This window comes from Acinetobacter seifertii, from assembly GCF_016064815.1.
Classification (GTDB): Bacteria; Pseudomonadota; Gammaproteobacteria; order Pseudomonadales; family Moraxellaceae; genus Acinetobacter; species Acinetobacter seifertii.
The window spans coordinates 3,767,677-3,783,649 of the sequence record NZ_CP065820.1 but is presented as its reverse complement, the minus strand read 5'-3'; the positions used below and the strand labels follow the sequence as shown (position 1 = coordinate 3,783,649).

Annotated in this window: 16 protein-coding genes and 1 riboswitch; of the genes, 12 read left to right on the top strand and 4 right to left on the bottom strand. The window is 38.6% G+C overall.

Translation table 11 applies throughout. The features are described from left to right. Nucleotides 1-47: 47 nt before the first annotated feature. Together thiC and I8T81_RS17470 are read right to left on the bottom strand one after the other, a co-directional pair. Nucleotides 48-1,925, bottom strand: coding sequence for a phosphomethylpyrimidine synthase ThiC (thiC, locus tag I8T81_RS17475; protein ID WP_198071740.1), 1,878 nt, complete (start codon nt 1,923-1,925; stop codon nt 48-50). An 89-nt stretch (nt 1,926-2,014) separates the two neighbouring features. Next, nucleotides 2,015-2,149, bottom strand: a riboswitch (TPP riboswitch). A gap of 34 nt (nt 2,150-2,183) precedes the next feature. Further along, complete coding sequence (locus I8T81_RS17470) at nt 2,184-3,266, bottom strand: hypothetical protein (protein ID WP_198071739.1); 1,083 nt, start codon at nt 3,264-3,266, stop codon at nt 2,184-2,186. Nucleotides 3,267-3,376: 110 nt separating this feature from the next. Between I8T81_RS17470 and I8T81_RS17465 the strand changes: the two genes are divergently transcribed. The 4 genes from I8T81_RS17465 (at nt 3,377) to phoU (ending at nt 7,113) form a co-directional block, all read left to right on the top strand. Then, a complete protein-coding gene (locus I8T81_RS17465) occupies nt 3,377-3,958 on the top strand; it encodes a TetR/AcrR family transcriptional regulator (protein WP_198071738.1) in 582 nt (193 codons plus the stop codon). Then, nucleotides 3,951-4,856: a DMT family transporter gene (locus I8T81_RS17460; RefSeq protein ID WP_198071737.1), complete on the top strand. Its 906-nt coding sequence runs from the start codon at nt 3,951-3,953 to the stop codon at nt 4,854-4,856. The genes I8T81_RS17465 and I8T81_RS17460 overlap by 8 nt, the downstream gene beginning before the upstream one ends. A gap of 81 nt (nt 4,857-4,937) precedes the next feature. Beyond that, on the top strand, nt 4,938-6,284 hold the full coding sequence (gene abuO / locus I8T81_RS17455) for a multidrug efflux outer membrane protein AbuO (protein WP_455168454.1): 1,347 nt from the start codon (nt 4,938-4,940) through the stop codon (nt 6,282-6,284). 106 nt (nt 6,285-6,390) lie between these two features. Next, complete coding sequence (gene phoU / locus I8T81_RS17450) at nt 6,391-7,113, top strand: phosphate signaling complex protein PhoU (RefSeq protein WP_000075183.1); 723 nt, start codon at nt 6,391-6,393, stop codon at nt 7,111-7,113. Between the two features lie 312 nt (nt 7,114-7,425). Here the strand turns inward: phoU and I8T81_RS17445 are convergent, their stop codons facing one another. Together I8T81_RS17445 and argH are read right to left on the bottom strand one after the other, a co-directional pair. Then, a complete protein-coding gene (locus I8T81_RS17445) occupies nt 7,426-7,695 on the bottom strand; it encodes an oxidative damage protection protein (protein ID WP_004699209.1) in 270 nt (89 codons plus the stop codon). Nucleotides 7,696-7,704: 9 nt separating this feature from the next. Continuing rightward, entirely contained in the window at nt 7,705-9,138 is a 1,434-nt protein-coding gene (gene argH, locus I8T81_RS17440) for an argininosuccinate lyase (protein WP_019457019.1), read from the bottom strand. Between argH and I8T81_RS17435 the strand changes: the two genes are divergently transcribed. The 8 genes from I8T81_RS17435 (at nt 9,129) to I8T81_RS17400 (ending at nt 15,878) form a co-directional block, all read left to right on the top strand. Further along, nucleotides 9,129-10,268 (top strand): sensor histidine kinase, encoded by a 1,140-nt coding sequence (locus tag I8T81_RS17435; RefSeq protein WP_100290217.1) that lies wholly within the window; start codon nt 9,129-9,131, stop codon nt 10,266-10,268. The genes argH and I8T81_RS17435 overlap by 10 nt on opposite strands. A gap of 60 nt (nt 10,269-10,328) precedes the next feature. After that, nucleotides 10,329-11,069: a LytR/AlgR family response regulator transcription factor gene (locus I8T81_RS17430; RefSeq protein WP_100192209.1), complete on the top strand. Its 741-nt coding sequence runs from the start codon at nt 10,329-10,331 to the stop codon at nt 11,067-11,069. 100 nt (nt 11,070-11,169) lie between these two features. After that, nucleotides 11,170-12,087, top strand: coding sequence for a hydroxymethylbilane synthase (gene hemC / locus I8T81_RS17425; RefSeq protein WP_198071736.1), 918 nt, complete (start codon nt 11,170-11,172; stop codon nt 12,085-12,087). 4 nt (nt 12,088-12,091) lie between these two features. Beyond that, nucleotides 12,092-12,859, top strand: a complete 768-nt coding sequence (locus tag I8T81_RS17420) for a uroporphyrinogen-III synthase (RefSeq protein WP_198071735.1) — start codon at nt 12,092-12,094, stop codon at nt 12,857-12,859. An 8-nt stretch (nt 12,860-12,867) separates the two neighbouring features. Beyond that, nucleotides 12,868-13,707 carry a hypothetical protein gene (locus I8T81_RS17415; protein WP_004699197.1) on the top strand — a complete coding sequence of 280 codons (840 nt, stop codon included), beginning with the start codon at nt 12,868-12,870 and terminating at the stop codon, nt 13,705-13,707. A 9-nt stretch (nt 13,708-13,716) separates the two neighbouring features. Next, nucleotides 13,717-14,910, top strand: a complete 1,194-nt coding sequence (locus tag I8T81_RS17410; RefSeq protein ID WP_019457025.1) for a hypothetical protein — start codon at nt 13,717-13,719, stop codon at nt 14,908-14,910. Nucleotides 14,911-14,917: 7 nt separating this feature from the next. Beyond that, nucleotides 14,918-15,358: an acyl-CoA thioesterase gene (locus tag I8T81_RS17405; RefSeq protein WP_004699193.1), complete on the top strand. Its 441-nt coding sequence runs from the start codon at nt 14,918-14,920 to the stop codon at nt 15,356-15,358. A 193-nt stretch (nt 15,359-15,551) separates the two neighbouring features. Further along, nucleotides 15,552-15,878: an H-NS histone family protein gene (locus I8T81_RS17400; protein ID WP_002053185.1), complete on the top strand. Its 327-nt coding sequence runs from the start codon at nt 15,552-15,554 to the stop codon at nt 15,876-15,878. Nucleotides 15,879-15,973: the final 95 nt, after the last annotated feature.

Below are 15,973 nucleotides of genomic sequence, written 5' to 3'. Positions count from 1 at the left end.
TCATCCTAACCGAGAATCATGTCTAGGCAAGTGTTTTTTTTGAATATTTACACTTTGTGATACAGTTTTTGACCTTGCTCTTGATAAACCTCTTTCATCGCTTTGAGGCCTTCTTCAACCTCTGAATCGTTATTGGTGAGATTGTTGGCATAGTCACGTACATTCTGGGTGATTTTCATTGAACAGAATTTCGGACCACACATTGAACAAAAGTGAGCAGATTTATGAGCCTCTTTTGGTAAGGTTTCATCATGCATGCTACGTGCTGTGTCAGGGTCTAAACTTAAGTTGAACTGATCATCCCAACGGAATTCAAAACGAGCTTTTGACAAGGCATTATCGCGAACTTGAGCACCCGGATGTCCTTTAGCAAGGTCAGCAGCATGTGCCGCAAGCTTGTAGGTAATAATTCCGTCTTTAACATCTTTTTTGTTTGGTAAGCCCAAATGCTCTTTTGGCGTCACATAACAAAGCATTGCTGTACCGTACCAACCAATCATAGCTGCGCCAATTGCAGAAGTAATGTGGTCATAACCCGGTGCGATGTCAGTTGTTAATGGCCCAAGCGTATAGAATGGCGCTTCTTTACATACTTCTAACTGCAAGTCCATGTTCTCTTTAATCATGTGCATCGGTACATGGCCTGGTCCTTCAATCATGACTTGAACATCATGTTCCCACGCACGGTGAGTCAGTTCACCTAATGTTTTAAGTTCGCTGAACTGTGCTTCGTCATTGGCATCTTGAATACAACCCGGACGTAAGCCATCACCTAAGCTAAATGAAACATCATAAGCTTTCATAATTTCACAGATTTCATCGAAATGTGTGTATAAGAAGTTTTCTTCATGGTGTGCTAGACACCACTGAGCCATGATTGAACCACCACGAGACACAATACCCGTTAAACGGTTTGCTGTAAGCGGCACATAGCGAAGCAATACACCTGCGTGAATCGTGAAATAGTCAACACCTTGTTCTGCTTGTTCAATCAGTGTGTCTTTAAAGATTTCCCAAGTTAGGTCTTCTGCAACACCATCCACTTTTTCAAGGGCTTGATAGATTGGCACGGTACCGATTGGAACAGGTGAGTTACGAATAATCCATTCACGTGTTTCATGGATGTTCTTACCTGTCGACAAATCCATAATCGTATCAGCACCCCAACGAGTTGCCCAAGTCATTTTTGCAACTTCTTCATCAATTGAAGAGCCAAGAGCTGAGTTACCAATGTTGGCATTAATTTTAACCAAGAAGTTACGACCAATAATCATTGGTTCAAGTTCTGGATGGTTAATGTTGGCAGGAATAATTGCGCGACCTTCAGCAACTTCTTGGCGAACAAACTCAGGTGTAATTTCTTTTAAGTTTTTTGCACCAAAATTCTGTCCAGCATGCTGGCGCATATCAACACCTTCACGCTGGCGTTGATTTTCACGAATTGCAATATATTCCATTTCAGGTGTGATAATACCTTGCTTGGCATAGTGCATTTGAGTGACATTTTTACCTGCTTTAGCGCGGCGTGGGTTTTGAATATGAGCAAAACGAATGTCAGCGGTACGAATGTCTTTTAAACGTTCCTGACCAAACTTTGAAGTTAAGCCATCAAGTACATCGGTATCATTACGTTCTTCAATCCAGTTTTGGCGAATTGAAGGTAAACCTTTGTTTAAATCAATTTGAACATTCGGATCTGTATAAACACCTGACGTGTCATAGACCATAACAGGTGGATTATGTTCACCACCAAGTCCAGTAGGGGTATCTGTTAAAGAAATTTCCCGCATTGGAACCTGAATATCAGGGCGAGAGCCTTCAATATAAACTTTTTTTGAAGCGGGCAAGATGCGGGTTAAATCTTTTGCATCTTGTTCATGTTGTGCTGAAATTTCAGCAGAAGAAAGATTCGTTAACTGGTTCATCACATGATCCTTATGAATAACATCAACGAATCAAGCACGACCAAAAACGATGGCGGATTTATCTTTAGTAGATAAATTTAAGGCTGTAAGTTTTTAGATGGCTTGATTCCTACGCAGGTCTTAACCTGATCAGGTTCAACGGTACTTGTGATCAAACTTGTGTTGCGATAACACGGAATTTACACAATCTCAGCGAGCTATTACTCGCGCTCCGTCAAGCAATTTAAAGACTAACATGTTTTAGGTTGGCTGGCATTGTCAATTTGTATCTATACAAACTGCATCCATGTGGCAGTCACGGTAGCTTTGAGTATTCCATGGTGACTCTAGTTTTAATAACTGCTCAAGCTGTTCATGGACAAGCTGATAGTTTGATTTTTCCTGTCCATTTTCATCCATTAAATCTAGGTTAAATTGCTTATTTCGCTCTTCAACTGGAGTGGCAATAAATTTAAGAAACTCTTGCGCAGGTTTCGCTAAACTCGACTGTTTTTGTGTAGATAAAAATTGAATTTGTTGTAAAGCATCTTTATCAATCCATGTGTTTGGAGCAAACTCATCGGACACAGGCGTATTATCTAAGCCAAAGAAAATAAAGTATCGGTACTCATTAAATAATAATTTTACATCGCTAATAAAATAACTCTTTGGATATTTTTGAATAAATTTCTCCCAAAATAATGCACGCTCAGTAAGCTCTTTCCATGAGATAGCCAAAGCGCCGTCGTCATAGAAAATCTCTTTATTGTCTTTTGCCATACGCGTTAAGAACTCTTTTTGGTCCGCGGGTAGGGCTTTAGCAAAAACATCAACTAAATAGTTTGGCTGACGTCGATACGTAAACATGCCTTCACCTTGATAGAGAAGTTCGATATAGGCTTGGCCCTCATGTTGAATCAGATATTGATCACGAGCACTAAGCTGATCGAATAACTTTTTCTTGGTTTTCATTGTTTTTTTAGCATCTAATGGTTCTTTTTCTAAAATGGCATAGCCAAATGCCTCAAAAGCTTTCGCTGTTTTTTCATTATCGTCTTGTTTAAGGAAACGTTGATACATGGCGGTTGAAGCATTCATTAGCTTAATTTGTTCCTCATTTTTTAATGATGAAACACAGGTTTTGAGTTTTTCATTAATTTGGTTTAAGTCTTCTATTTTGCTGTTTTGATTAATTTTTTGCATTGCAGTCATGATTTGTGTGCAGCTACTTTCTTTTTTTTTGGTAGCTTCTTGTTCAGTAGGTTTTTGTTTTTTAGATACAACTTGATCTTGCTGTGAGGTTTTATTGCAACCAGCTAAAAGTAGTGCACTGCACATACTCATCATTAAAACTTTTTTCATGATTGTATTTTTATCAAAGTAAATATTGCTCAAATTATAACTCGGAAAAAGATTGCATCATTGTTAGAAATCTTTATTATTAGGTAGGTCGGTCTACTTAAATTAAAGCTATGAATGATAAAACAGCAAGACAGAAAATTCTCGATGCCGCTTCAACTTTGTTTTATAACGATGGCATTACTGCAACTGGTATTAACTCAGTTACGACTAAAGCAGATGTAGCCAAGATGTCGCTTTATAATAATTTTTCTTCAAAAGGTGAGTTGGTCGATGCCTATATTGCTGCACGGCATCAAGAGTGGCTTGATCTTTATCAAAACCGTTTAGCAACAACAAAAACAGCTAAAGAAGCTATTTTGGCCGTATTTGATGCCTATCAAGACCATGCAGAATTTGCCTATGAAAAAGGCTTTCGAGGATGTGGGCTTTTAAATGCTGCCGCAGAGTTCCCTGCGAATAGTTCAGGTCGAAGTTCGGTAAGACAACATAAAGAAGAAGTTGAGGCTATTGTTGTCGAGCATTTAAAAAAATTAATACCAGACTCACAGCGTGTTAACTATGTGGCTACACAGCTTTCATTTCTTTTAGAAGGCTCTATGGCACGAGCAGGGTTGGAAGGCAACAGTCGTCAACTTCTATTAGCAAAGCAAATGGCAGAAGACATTTTAAATAGAGAATGTTCAAATGATTAGCCTCATTAAAAATAGTAGCTATGGAGGCACAATTGCGATTTTAGTTGCCTCTGTTTTGTGGGGAACAACAGGTACTGCGGCGGCATTTGCACCGACACTTGGCCCACTTGCTATTGGTGCCGCAGCGATGGGTGGAGGAGGTCTTTTACAAGCTTTAGTTGCATCCCGAGCGATACGTGAAAACCGACAATTTATAAGGGAAAATCTTTTAATACTGCTTTTGGGTGTAGCGGCGGTTGGTATTTACCCTTTGGCTTTTTATTCCTCAATGCATTATGCCGGCATTACGATTGGTACTGTGGTTTCAATTGGTTCTGCTCCACTGATCGCAGCAATTTTAGAGCGATTCTTTGATCGCAAAGCTTTGTCTGCCATCTGGTTTCTAAGTTTTATTTGCGGTGTACTTGGCGTAACGATGTTGTCGATGGGTGAAAGTCATGCAGTTCAAGATAGTATAAATCAATGGAATAAATACTTCGGTATTTTTCTTGGTCTTGTCGCAGCTACAACTTATTCGCTTTATTCATGGGCTGCAAAAAGATTAATAGATCGCGGTGTTGCCTCTAAAGCTGCAATGGGCATGATTATGGGCGGTGGGGCAGTTATTTTGCTTCCTACCTTGTTGGTTACAGGTGGAGGGTTATTAGAAAGCTCAACCAATTTACTCGTAGCTGGCTATATGATGCTGATTCCTATGTTTTTGGGTTATTTACTTTTTGGCTTCGGATTAAAAACGGTCAATGCAAGCAAAGCGACCACCTTAACTTTATTTGAACCTTTAGTTGCTGCGATTTTTGCAATTGTATTGGTAGGTGAGCATGTTTCATGGTTGGGTTGGATCGGCATGTTTTTGATTTTTATTTGTATTTTAATATTATCAAAAACTCGGAACACTTAAAAAAACTAAAACTTTTAATGGCTTGAGTTTGATTCGAATTTTTCTTAGTCTTAAAGCCAAGTTTTATCGTTGATTTAAACAATGAAAATAAAATTAATGCTTGTGGCGGGTTTATGGAGTTTTACCTCGTCGAGTTTTGCTCTGGATTTAGTTGAAACTTATGAGCGCGCGAAACAAAATGATCCGACATGGCAAGCAAATCAACAACAATTTGAAGCAGATCAGCTCAATTTAGGTTTAGCAACGGGTGCTTTACTACCGACAGTTACCTTGTCTGGAAAAATTAATCGTAATAGCCAAACCGTAAAACGTTCAAATTTTCCAGGTGTTGATCAAGAAGGGTTGTCAGATGCTTTGGTGAGTAATACATCGACCACCAAACAAGCAACTTTATCTGCTCGTCAGCCTCTTTTTCGTATGGATGCATGGGAAGGTTATAAGCAAGTTAAAACCTCAGTTGCTCTTAGTGAAATCACTTTAAGACTGCAAAAACAAGATCATGTTTTAAATGTCGCAGAAGCTTATTTTAATGTACTTCGTCAGCAAGCACTTACAGCTGCATATTTACAAGAAGAAAAAGCATTACTTGAACAGCTCAACATGATGAATGCCAAGCTTAAAGAAGGTTTGGTAGCGCGTAGTGATGTGAGTGAGGCAAATGCTCAGTATCAAAGTGCCAGAGCCAATCGTATTGCGACCAATGTACAGATTCTATTGGCTCAAGAGCAACTGTCGGAATATATTGGCCCTTATCAAGATAAGCTTGCAGTACTGCGAAGTGATTTTACTTTTCAAAAACCTTATCCAGCCCAGCTTGATGATTGGTTAAGTTTAGCCCAGCAACAAAATTTAAAAATTCAGCAAGCGCGTTTACAACGACAATATGCTGAAGATCAACGCCGTGTGGAAAAAGCTGCACTTTATCCACAGATAGACGCAGTTGCCAGCTATGGCTATACCAAACAAACACCAGAAACACTCATTTCAACTGATGGGAAGTTTGACCAAATTGGTGTGGAGATGAACTGGAATTTATTTAATGGAGGACAGACCCGAACTTCTATTAAAAAAGCCACTATAGAGTTAAATAAAGCGCAATCCCAACTCGATGCGGCCATTCGCCGTGCCAATGTTGATGTAAAAAGCGCTTTTATGCAGGTAGATACCGACCGTGCAAAACTTGAAGCAAGAAAAGCAGCAATGGATTCTTCGGCACTTGTGTCGCAAGCTTCAAAAGCCAGTTATAACGAGGGCTTAAAAAGTATGGTTGATGTTTTATTGGCGCAGCGTAATGCTTTTTCTGCAAAACAGGATTATCTTAATGCTCAATATGACTATTTATTAAATGTACTGCGTTTAAAAGCTGCTGTAGGCCAATTAGGTGAAAAAGATCTGGTCGAATTAAACAGTTGGTTAACGTATCAGTAATAAAAAACGCTTTTATCTGAATTTTAATTTTGTCATAAAAATTTAATGATTGATGTGTTTTAATGCTCAATCATTTTATCCCTGCACCATCATGTTGGAGGCTTCCTTGAGTCCAAGTAATCCGGTGTTAAGCCATCATATTTCTTCTCAATTTAATGAAGATTTGCAAGATGTGAACACAAAGTTTATGACCATGGGTGGCTTGGTCGAACAACAGGTTGCCAATGCAATTCATTCTTTACTTGATACAGATGCGAATTTAGCAATTGATGTTCAATTTAAAGATAATGCAGTCAATCAATATGAGCGTGATATTGATGAGGGTTTGACACTCATCTTGGCGCGTCGTCATCCAGCCGCAATTGACTTGCGTATGGTGATTGCGATGAGCAAAGCTAATACTGACCTTGAGCGTATTGGTGACGAAGCTGCAAAAATTGCTCGTATTGCGCAGAACCTCTGTGAAGAGGGTGGATCACCTCGTGGTTACATGGAAACCCGTCATATTGGTAACCAAGTACGTGTCATGATTCACGATGCCCTTGATGCTTTTGCACGTTTAGATGCCGATCAGGCATTACGTGTACTTTTAGCAGACGCTGACATTGACCGTGAATATCAATCAGCAACGCGTACTTTAATGACTTATATGATTGAAGACCCGCGTCATATTGCTCGCGTAATTAACGTGATGTGGGTTTTGCGTTCTTTAGAGCGTATTGGTGACCATGCGCGTAACATTGCTGAACAAGTGATTTATATGGCGAAAGGCTTTGATGCTCGTCATACAAAAATTGAAGAAATTGAAGCAAAAGTCCACGAAAAATAATGCTTTAATTGAGAAAATAAAAGCCTTGTTTCAAACAAGGCTTTTTTATAACTAAAAATAATACATAAAAAAATGTCCCGAACTTTGGGGGGAAGTTCAGGACAGAAAATCAAGTGCATTAAGAGAAAACACGACAGGGATCGTGTCTCACTTGCTATGGATTCATAATAAGGTTTCATTGAATTTATGTCATGTAGAGTCCTGTGCGCTCTATGTAAGGCTTTATATGTTTGTGTAAGTTTCACGTAAAAAAAGGCAGATCTATGTATATAGATCCGCCTTCTTAATGACGATAAGGTTAGAGCAAGCTAATTATTCAGGTTTCCAACCTTCTGCTTTTTCAACACTTTCATCATTATTGAAGAACTTCTCACGTTGTTCTTCAAGGAATTTTTTTGCATCTGGTTCAAACACATTTAAACGCTTTTCATTAATCAGCGTAGTTTGGTGCTGTAACCATTCTTGCCATGCTTGCTTAGAAACATTTTCAAAGAAATCTTGGCCTTTAGCACCAGGAAAAGGAGCGAAGTCTAGACCTTCCATTTCCTTTTGATATTTACGACAAAATACTTGGCGACTCATGATTTATCCTTAAGCGTATAACTGTTCTAAACGTGTATGGGCACGAGTAATTGCAGCTTCAACCTGTTTTGGTGAAGTTCCGCCAATATGATCACGTGCATTTACAGAAGCTTCTAGTGTTAAAGCTTTATCAAATACGTCTGCTGTGATTAAGTCAGAGAATTGTTGTAATTGCTCAAGTGTTAACTCAGATAAATCTTTTTCTTCAGCTACACCTAGTGCAACAGCTTTACCTACAATTTCATGCGCATCACGGAACGCAACGCCTTTTTTCACTAAGTAGTCAGCAAGGTCAGTTGCAGTCGAGAATCCTCGAAGCGCAGCTTCACGCATGATTTCAATATTTGGAACCAATGCAGGAATCATGTCTGCAAATGCCATGAGTGAACCACGAACCGTATCGATAGCATCGAACAAAGGTTCTTTATCTTCTTGGTTGTCTTTGTTGTACGCTAAAGGTTGACCTTTCATGAGCGTAAGTAAGCTAATTAAGTCACCAAATACACGGCCAGATTTACCACGAATCAGTTCTGGAACGTCCGGATTTTTCTTCTGCGGCATGATTGATGAGCCAGTACAGAAGCGGTCAGGAATATTCACAAATTTGAACTGTGCAGAAGTCCAAAGAATCAGTTCTTCTGACATACGTGATAAATGCATCATGATAAGCGCAGCTGCTGCATTAAATTCAATGGCAAAGTCACGGTCAGAAACAGCATCAAGAGAGTTTTCAGATACAGCTTCAAAACCTAAAAGTTCTGCTGTATAAGCACGATCGATCGGGTAAGTAGTACCTGCAAGAGCCGCGGAACCAAGAGGCATACGGTTAACACGCTTACGGCAGTCTTGGAGACGTTCTGTATCGCGAACTAACATTTCAAACCATGCCAATAAGTGATGGCCGAAAGTTACTGGTTGAGCTGTTTGTAAATGAGTGAAGCCAGGCATAATGGTATTTACATTTTTAGCAGCCAAGCCTAACAAGCCTTTTTGTAAACGCTCTAATAAACCTAAAATGTCATCAATTTCGTCACGTAGATAAAGACGAATATCAGTTGCAACTTGGTCATTACGGCTACGACCAGTGTGGAGTTTTTTACCTGTAATGCCAATACGCTGAGTCAAACGTGATTCAATGTTCATGTGAACATCTTCAAGATCGATACGCCATTCAAAGTTTCCAGCTTCAATTTCTGCACGAATGGTGCTTAAACCTTCAATAATGTCGTCTCGTTCTGCTTCTGTGAGTACGCCAACTTTTGCAAGCATGGTAGCATGCGCAATTGAACCTGCGATGTCTTGCTTATAAAAACGTTGGTCAAACTGAACAGAGGCAGTAAATTCTGCTACAAAAGCGTCTGTCGCTTCAGAAAAACGACCACCCCACATACCTGAGGTTTGGTCTGGGGCTGCTGAATTAGGGGGATTTGAAGATGTGGTCATGGTGGCTCAGTAAAATAAAAAAGAGTATATCACTTGCCGAAGCTCAACAAACAAAGTTGTTTTCTACAGCATATCGAAATCAAAATTCCTCCTATTTTTTTACGAAAATTGATCGTTGGCAACATTTATTCGAATTAATTATCGCAAGTAATGTTTTGGCGCTGGTTTTAGCTTTGGCTGAAGCGCAATCGTGGCATGCCTTAAGCGGGTCGCGCCTTTTACAATATATGATTTTTATTAACTGGGTGATTTTGTCTTTTTTTGCCTTAGTTGAATATTTTCAAAATTTTTTTAGTCAACTGCAGCAAAAATATGCTTTGGCAATTGGCTTTGTTATGCTGCAAGCGATTGTGGTAGTGACCACCCTAATAAGTAATTTTTTTCAATTCGGAATCTTGAAAAGAACGAGTGATATAGCGCATGACTGGAGCATTTATTTTACCAATGTCCCTTTATATTTAAGCTATGGAATACTACTCGGCGCATTTTGTTTGCGCTATTTATATGTCAGAGAACAGTGGTTACATCAACAATATGCAGAATTAAATGCGCGTATTCAGGCCATGCAAGCGCGTATTCATCCTCACTTTTTATTTAATAGTTTAAATAATGTGGTGAGTTTAATTACGATAGACCCAGATAAAGCCGAAAGTATGCTGATTAGTCTGTCGCGTTTATTTAGAGCGAGTTTCCAAGAATTAAAATTGGTAAGCTTGTATGAAGAAATTGAACTCAGTAAACAATACTTAATGATTGAACAAATACGTTTAGGTGAGCGTTTACAAGTCGACTGGAAAGTGGAGCTTGAACCTTTGCAATTAAAGCAGGTCACGATTCCTTTATTGACATTACAACCTTTGTTAGAGAATAGTATTTTTCATGGGGTGGAACCAATGATGGGTAAGGCAACCATAGGGGTATTGGTTGAAATATTGCAAAATCAGGTCAGTATAGTCATTACCAACCCTTATACAGACGATACAATAAAATCACGGAAAGGGCATGGAATCGCTCTTGAAAACGTTAAACAACGCTTGAAAGCGTATTATGGGAACTCAGTTAGGTTCCAGGTATATAAGGGTGAAACTTTATATACCACTATTATGAGCTATCAATACCAATCAAAATAATAAGCCAGTCAGAGTTAACCATAAAAAAATGGACCAAGTTAACGGTGACAAGGAGGATGAATGAAGGTGCTAATTTGTGATGACGAGCCACTTGCAGTGGAACGATTGTCACGTTTAGTTTCAAAGATGGGACATGAGGTTGTCGCAACAGCTCATCATGGCCAAGATGCCTTGGAACAGGCACGGCTTCATCAACCAGATGTGATTTTACTTGATATCCAAATGCCGGGTATGAATGGTCTCGTCTGTGCGGAACAATTAAGCCAGCTTAACCCTCGACCTGCTATTGTCTTTTGTACAGCTTATGATCAGCATGCTTTGGAGGCGTTTAAATCACAAGCACAAGCTTATCTTCTTAAACCGATTGATCCAGCAGAACTTGAACAAGCTTTAAAGCAGTTAACGCAACTTACCCAAGCACAGCTCAATGCCTTGCCAAACCCTGAACTTTTACAGGGTTTAAAAACACAAAGACATCAAATTGCTGCCAAAACCTACCGTGGGGTTGAACTGATTCCTGTTGAAAATATCTATTATTTTTTGGCAGATCAAAAATATGTCACGATACGTCATAAAAATGGCAGTGTATTAATTGATGAAACACTGAAAGAGCTTGAAACTGAATTTGCAGATCAATTTATTCGTATTCATCGAAATGCCTTGGTCTCAATTGCTTATTTAGATGGTTTAGAGCTTGTGAGCTCAGGCCAGTATCAGGTTCGTTTACGAGGTCTTGATGAAAGACTTTCCGTCAGCCGTCGTCATTTGTCTACGCTCAGAGAGCGGATACATCAGCTTTAACTTGCGCCTGTCTTATTTTTGCTGGTGAGATTTTACTTGCAATTTTAAGGGATCAAGTTAAGTTTAGGGTGTATTGTTTGACCAGCCCATGCTTGAATTTATGAAAACCTTGAAAATTGCTACACGACAAAGCCCACTTGCTCTTTGGCAGGCAGAACATATTCGTGCCCGTTTGCAGGAGCTTCACCCAGATTTAACGGTAGAGTTGGTCAAGTTTGTCACGCAGGGCGATAAAATTTTAGATACGCCTTTAGCAAAAATTGGTGGCAAAGGTTTGTTTGTTAAAGAATTAGAAGCTGCTCTTTTAGATGGTCGCGCGGACCTTGCTGTACATTCAATGAAAGATGTGCCAATGGCATTACCAGAAGGTTTAACCTTGGCAGTCATTTGCGAACGTGAAGATCCATTAGATGCTTTTGTTTCAAATACTTTTGAAAAATTTGCTGACTTACCGCAAGGAGCGAGAGTTGGCACATCAAGCTTACGTCGTAAATCACAAATTTTAAAACAACGCCCAGACCTAAAAATTATTGATTTACGCGGAAATGTTGGTACTCGTCTAGGTAAATTAGATGATGGTCAATACGATGCGATTATTTTGGCAAGCGCTGGTTTAAAACGTTTAGGATTAGAAAATCGCATTCGTCATACTATCGAGCCAAATGTAAGTCTGCCTGCTGTTGGACAGGGTGCTCTTGGTTTGGAATGTCGTGCAGATGATCAAGACGTATTGGCTTTAATACAACCTCTTTTACACATAGAGACTGACGTATGTGTACGTGCTGAGCGTGCGTTTAATGCCTATCTTGAAGGTGGTTGTCAGGTACCTATTGCGGGCTATGCAACCTTGCAAGATGGCAAAATTCATATTGAAGGCCGTGTAGGTAGTGTCGATGGGCAAACATTACTGCGTGCTGAACTGAACGATGAAATTCATAATGCTCAGCAATTAGGTGAGAACCTCGCTCGAAACTTACTTGAACAAGGTGCTGGCGATTTATTAAAGGCTCTTTACTAAAACTATGCTGTTCATTAATACTCGACCTGACTCACGTGCAGCTGAATTAACAGAAGCTTTGCAAAATAAGGGGTATCAGGTCGAGTCTTTACCGCTTTTAGAGCTGGTTGCTCAGCCTTTTTCAGATTCACTCTTTCAACTCTATCAGCAGTTAGTCGAGGCGCAAGCTATAGTGGCTGTAAGTCCCACTGCGGTTGATGTGGGGATGCAGTACTTAACGCAAAGTGGTTTAAAGCTAGATAACTTAAAACATATTCAGTGGATTGCGGTTGGGCAGGCCACGGCGAATCGTCTCCATGAATATGGAATTGAAGCACATGTTCCAGATGTTGAAACTTCTGAAGGTATGCTCAGACTACCTATTCTCTATAATATGCAACAGAAGGGTAGTGTGGCTTTTTGGAGAGGGGAAGGCGGCCGCCAATTTATGATGGACACTTTGCAGCAGCAAGGTATCCAGATTTTAAATTTTGTTTTATATCATCGGCAGTGTCCACAAGACTCATATTCAACATTTAAGCATCTGACACAGAATTCAAATTATAATTTAGAAAAATGGCTTGTCTTAATTACCAGTGAGGCAAGCTGGAAATATTGGTTGGAGCTTTGTTTAAATAATAATGTACAACCTGATTGTGTATATTTGGTTTTAGGACCACGTCTTTTTCAACTTGTAAAAAAATATCGCGATCAGCAACAGGCTCATTTTCACATTATTCAACTTGAAAATTTATCGCCTTCGGGGATGATTCATCACATTCAGGCATTATAAGGATTCGTATGAGAAAACTTGTTTCTATTATCATTTTGCTGGGCATCGCTTGGTTGGCTAAGCTTAGCTACGATATGTGGCAAATTTCTCGTACGGTTCCTGAGCTTCAGCAAAGCTTAATGCAATCGGAACAGCAATATGCCAATCTGAATGATCAGTTGGTTGCACTAAAGAGACAAGTTCAAACCCAGCCGGGTAGTGATGTTCAGTCGGCACCATCGACAAATAGCGAAATCATTCATGCAGGCATTGAGCCAACGGTATTAATTAAACAAAAATTAGACTTAATTCAGTTTGCGATTGATCAACAACAGTTTATTTATGCAGTAGATCATTTAACTCAGTTACAACAAGCATTGCCTCAATATGAAATTGCTCCAGCATTAAAACACAGCCTAAATCAGGCGCTTGAACAAGATAAACAAGCAATACAACAATACGTAATTGCTCAAAATCAGCGTCATCAAATGATTGACGATCTACTGCAAACTATCGATAAAAATATTCAGCAAGCATTGGCTCGACCTAAACTTGAGATGGATCAATCTGAGTCAGTGTCTTGGTGGAAGAAATGGTTCCGTATTGAAAAAGTAGAAACACCATCTATTAATTTAATGAATCGAAGTGTGGTGCTGAAAGAAGTGCAACTAAGGTTATTAATTGCCGAGCAGGCATTAAACCAAGGAAAAATGGCTGAATATCAAAATGAGCTGCAATCAGTAATGCAGAAATTAAATGAAATGCCAGATGCGACCAGTCAGCAATTGAAAAATCGTATTGCTAAAGTATCTCATTTATCTATCGTACCTGTACCTAAATTATCGACTCTTGGCCTACTAGGCTCATAAGGAGGGCATATGAAACATCTCCTATGGGTTTATCTTCTTATTAGTTTAGTACTTTTTGCAGCTTTGGCTTTACTTAGCTATGGCTACGGCATGGGATATGTTTATATCTACTGGCGACAGCTGCAATTGCAAACAAACGTGTGGGGATTAGTCCTTACTTTTGTCCTAATGAGTTTTATTGCTCAGTTAATATGGCTTTGGATTAAACGTTATTCTTCTCGTGAACAACGTAAAAGAGAGAATATTTTTCAGTTTAAAAACCTTCATCCCTATGAGCAATTGGGTATTGTCTGGCTATTAGAAGCCGCCGAAGATCAACGTGTCTTTATCGAACGGGTTTTTACCCAGTCAGGGCTTTTAAAAAATATTATTGATGCCAAGTTCTTAGTATTAAATGAAGATTACCCTAAAGCTCTAGATGCTTTAGATCAATCGCCACCGATGGCTTTTGAATTGGCAGAGTTACAGCGGATTGAAATATTTTTAGCTCAAAATGAAGCTGAACGTGCATTAACACATCTTGAGTTCCTATATCAGCATCAATTATCGCCATGGCTTGAAGAAATCGAGACAGCCTATCAACAGCGATTAACTGCGTTATGGGGGCAGCTTGCTTTACAGCAACCATGGTTATATTTACGTTCAATGAAATATGGATTATTGGACGCTGAGCATCGTGATTTATGGTTGCAGCAGCTTCTCCAACAATTTGATCAAGCTTCAATTGATGACTTACATGCATTGCAACAGCGCTATCTAGATTTAGAGTCTGAGATTCAAACCAGACCCTATAGTAGTAAATTGCTGTGGCTAAAACTTTTGGCACGTATGCCAGAAATGAGTATTCAGCATGAAACATTAACTTTGCATCTGCTCAAAGAGCAATTTGATCCAGAAGTATTTTATTTGTGGTTTCAGCAGCAACTGCTTAAGCAGGTTCCTGACTATGCCGACGTTGAAGAAAAGATAAATCAACTTGAAACTCAATATATGAATTTGCCAGTTTTAACATTTGCAAAATGGCATGTTTACATGGCAACGAATCGTCAAGCTGAAGCTGAAATATTATTAAGTTTATACCCTGATAATATTTTAATGAACTATTTACGTATTAAATCCACCTTAAAAGAAGATGATGAGTTAATCAAACAGTTAAACCTAATCTTTGAAAATGATGCAAATTTTTTAAAATTTAAAATCTGAGGTAAAAATGAAAGAACTGTCTGTCTACCCTGTAATATACGACCAGAAAGTTGCATGGGGAGATATGGATGCTTTTGGTCATGTCAATAATGTACAATATTATAGATATATTGAAAGCTCACGTATTTTATATATGGAGAATGTAAATATATTGATCCCCAATATATATACTGTTGTTGCTTCAAGTCAGTGCAGATATTTAAAACCCGTTTTTTATCCTGATGTATTGAAAGTAGGGGTTCGTGTAGAAGAAATACGCAATAGCGCATTCCGTATGGCTTATATATTATGGAGTGAAGCACAGCAGCAAATCGTTGCTACGGGTGAAGCCATAATGGTCTGTCTAGATAAAACGACAGGGTTAAAATGTGAAATACCAAATGAAGTAAAAAGTAAAATAATTGAATTAGAAAAATCAGTAGGACATGACTTAATACATTTAGCTTAAATAAATATTAAGAAAATATATTGCAATTATAATTATTAATGTAATTAAAAAGTAAATTTATAGCATTATTCTGATGAACTTGTCTTTTGAACTATTGCTTATTTAATAGATTATAAATACTATTGGTTATGATTTAATGTTTTAAATTTTGTCTGTATTATTTGAATTGTCAGTAAGACTGGAGTATTTATTAATGAAACCGGATATTAGTGAATTATCTGTTGAAGAGTTAAAACGCTTACAAGAAGAAGCAGAAGCTTTAATTGCAAGCAAAAAAGATCAAGCAATCGAAGATGCTTATAATCAAATTATCGAGATTGCTGAAAATGTAGGTTTCAGTGTTGAACAACTTCTTGAGTTTGGTGCTCAAAAACGTAAGAAAACTACACGTAAATCTGTAGAACCACGTTACCGTAACAAAAACAATTCTGAAGAGACTTGGACTGGTCGCGGTAAACAACCACGTTGGTTAGTTGCTGAAATTGAAAAAGGTGCAAAACTTGAAGATTTCTTAATCTAATTGTTTTTGCTTCTTAAAAAGCCAAGCGATTTTGCTTGGCTTTTTTATTTTAAAAAATAAAAATTCTTATTTTAAATATCAAGTCATCAATAAAG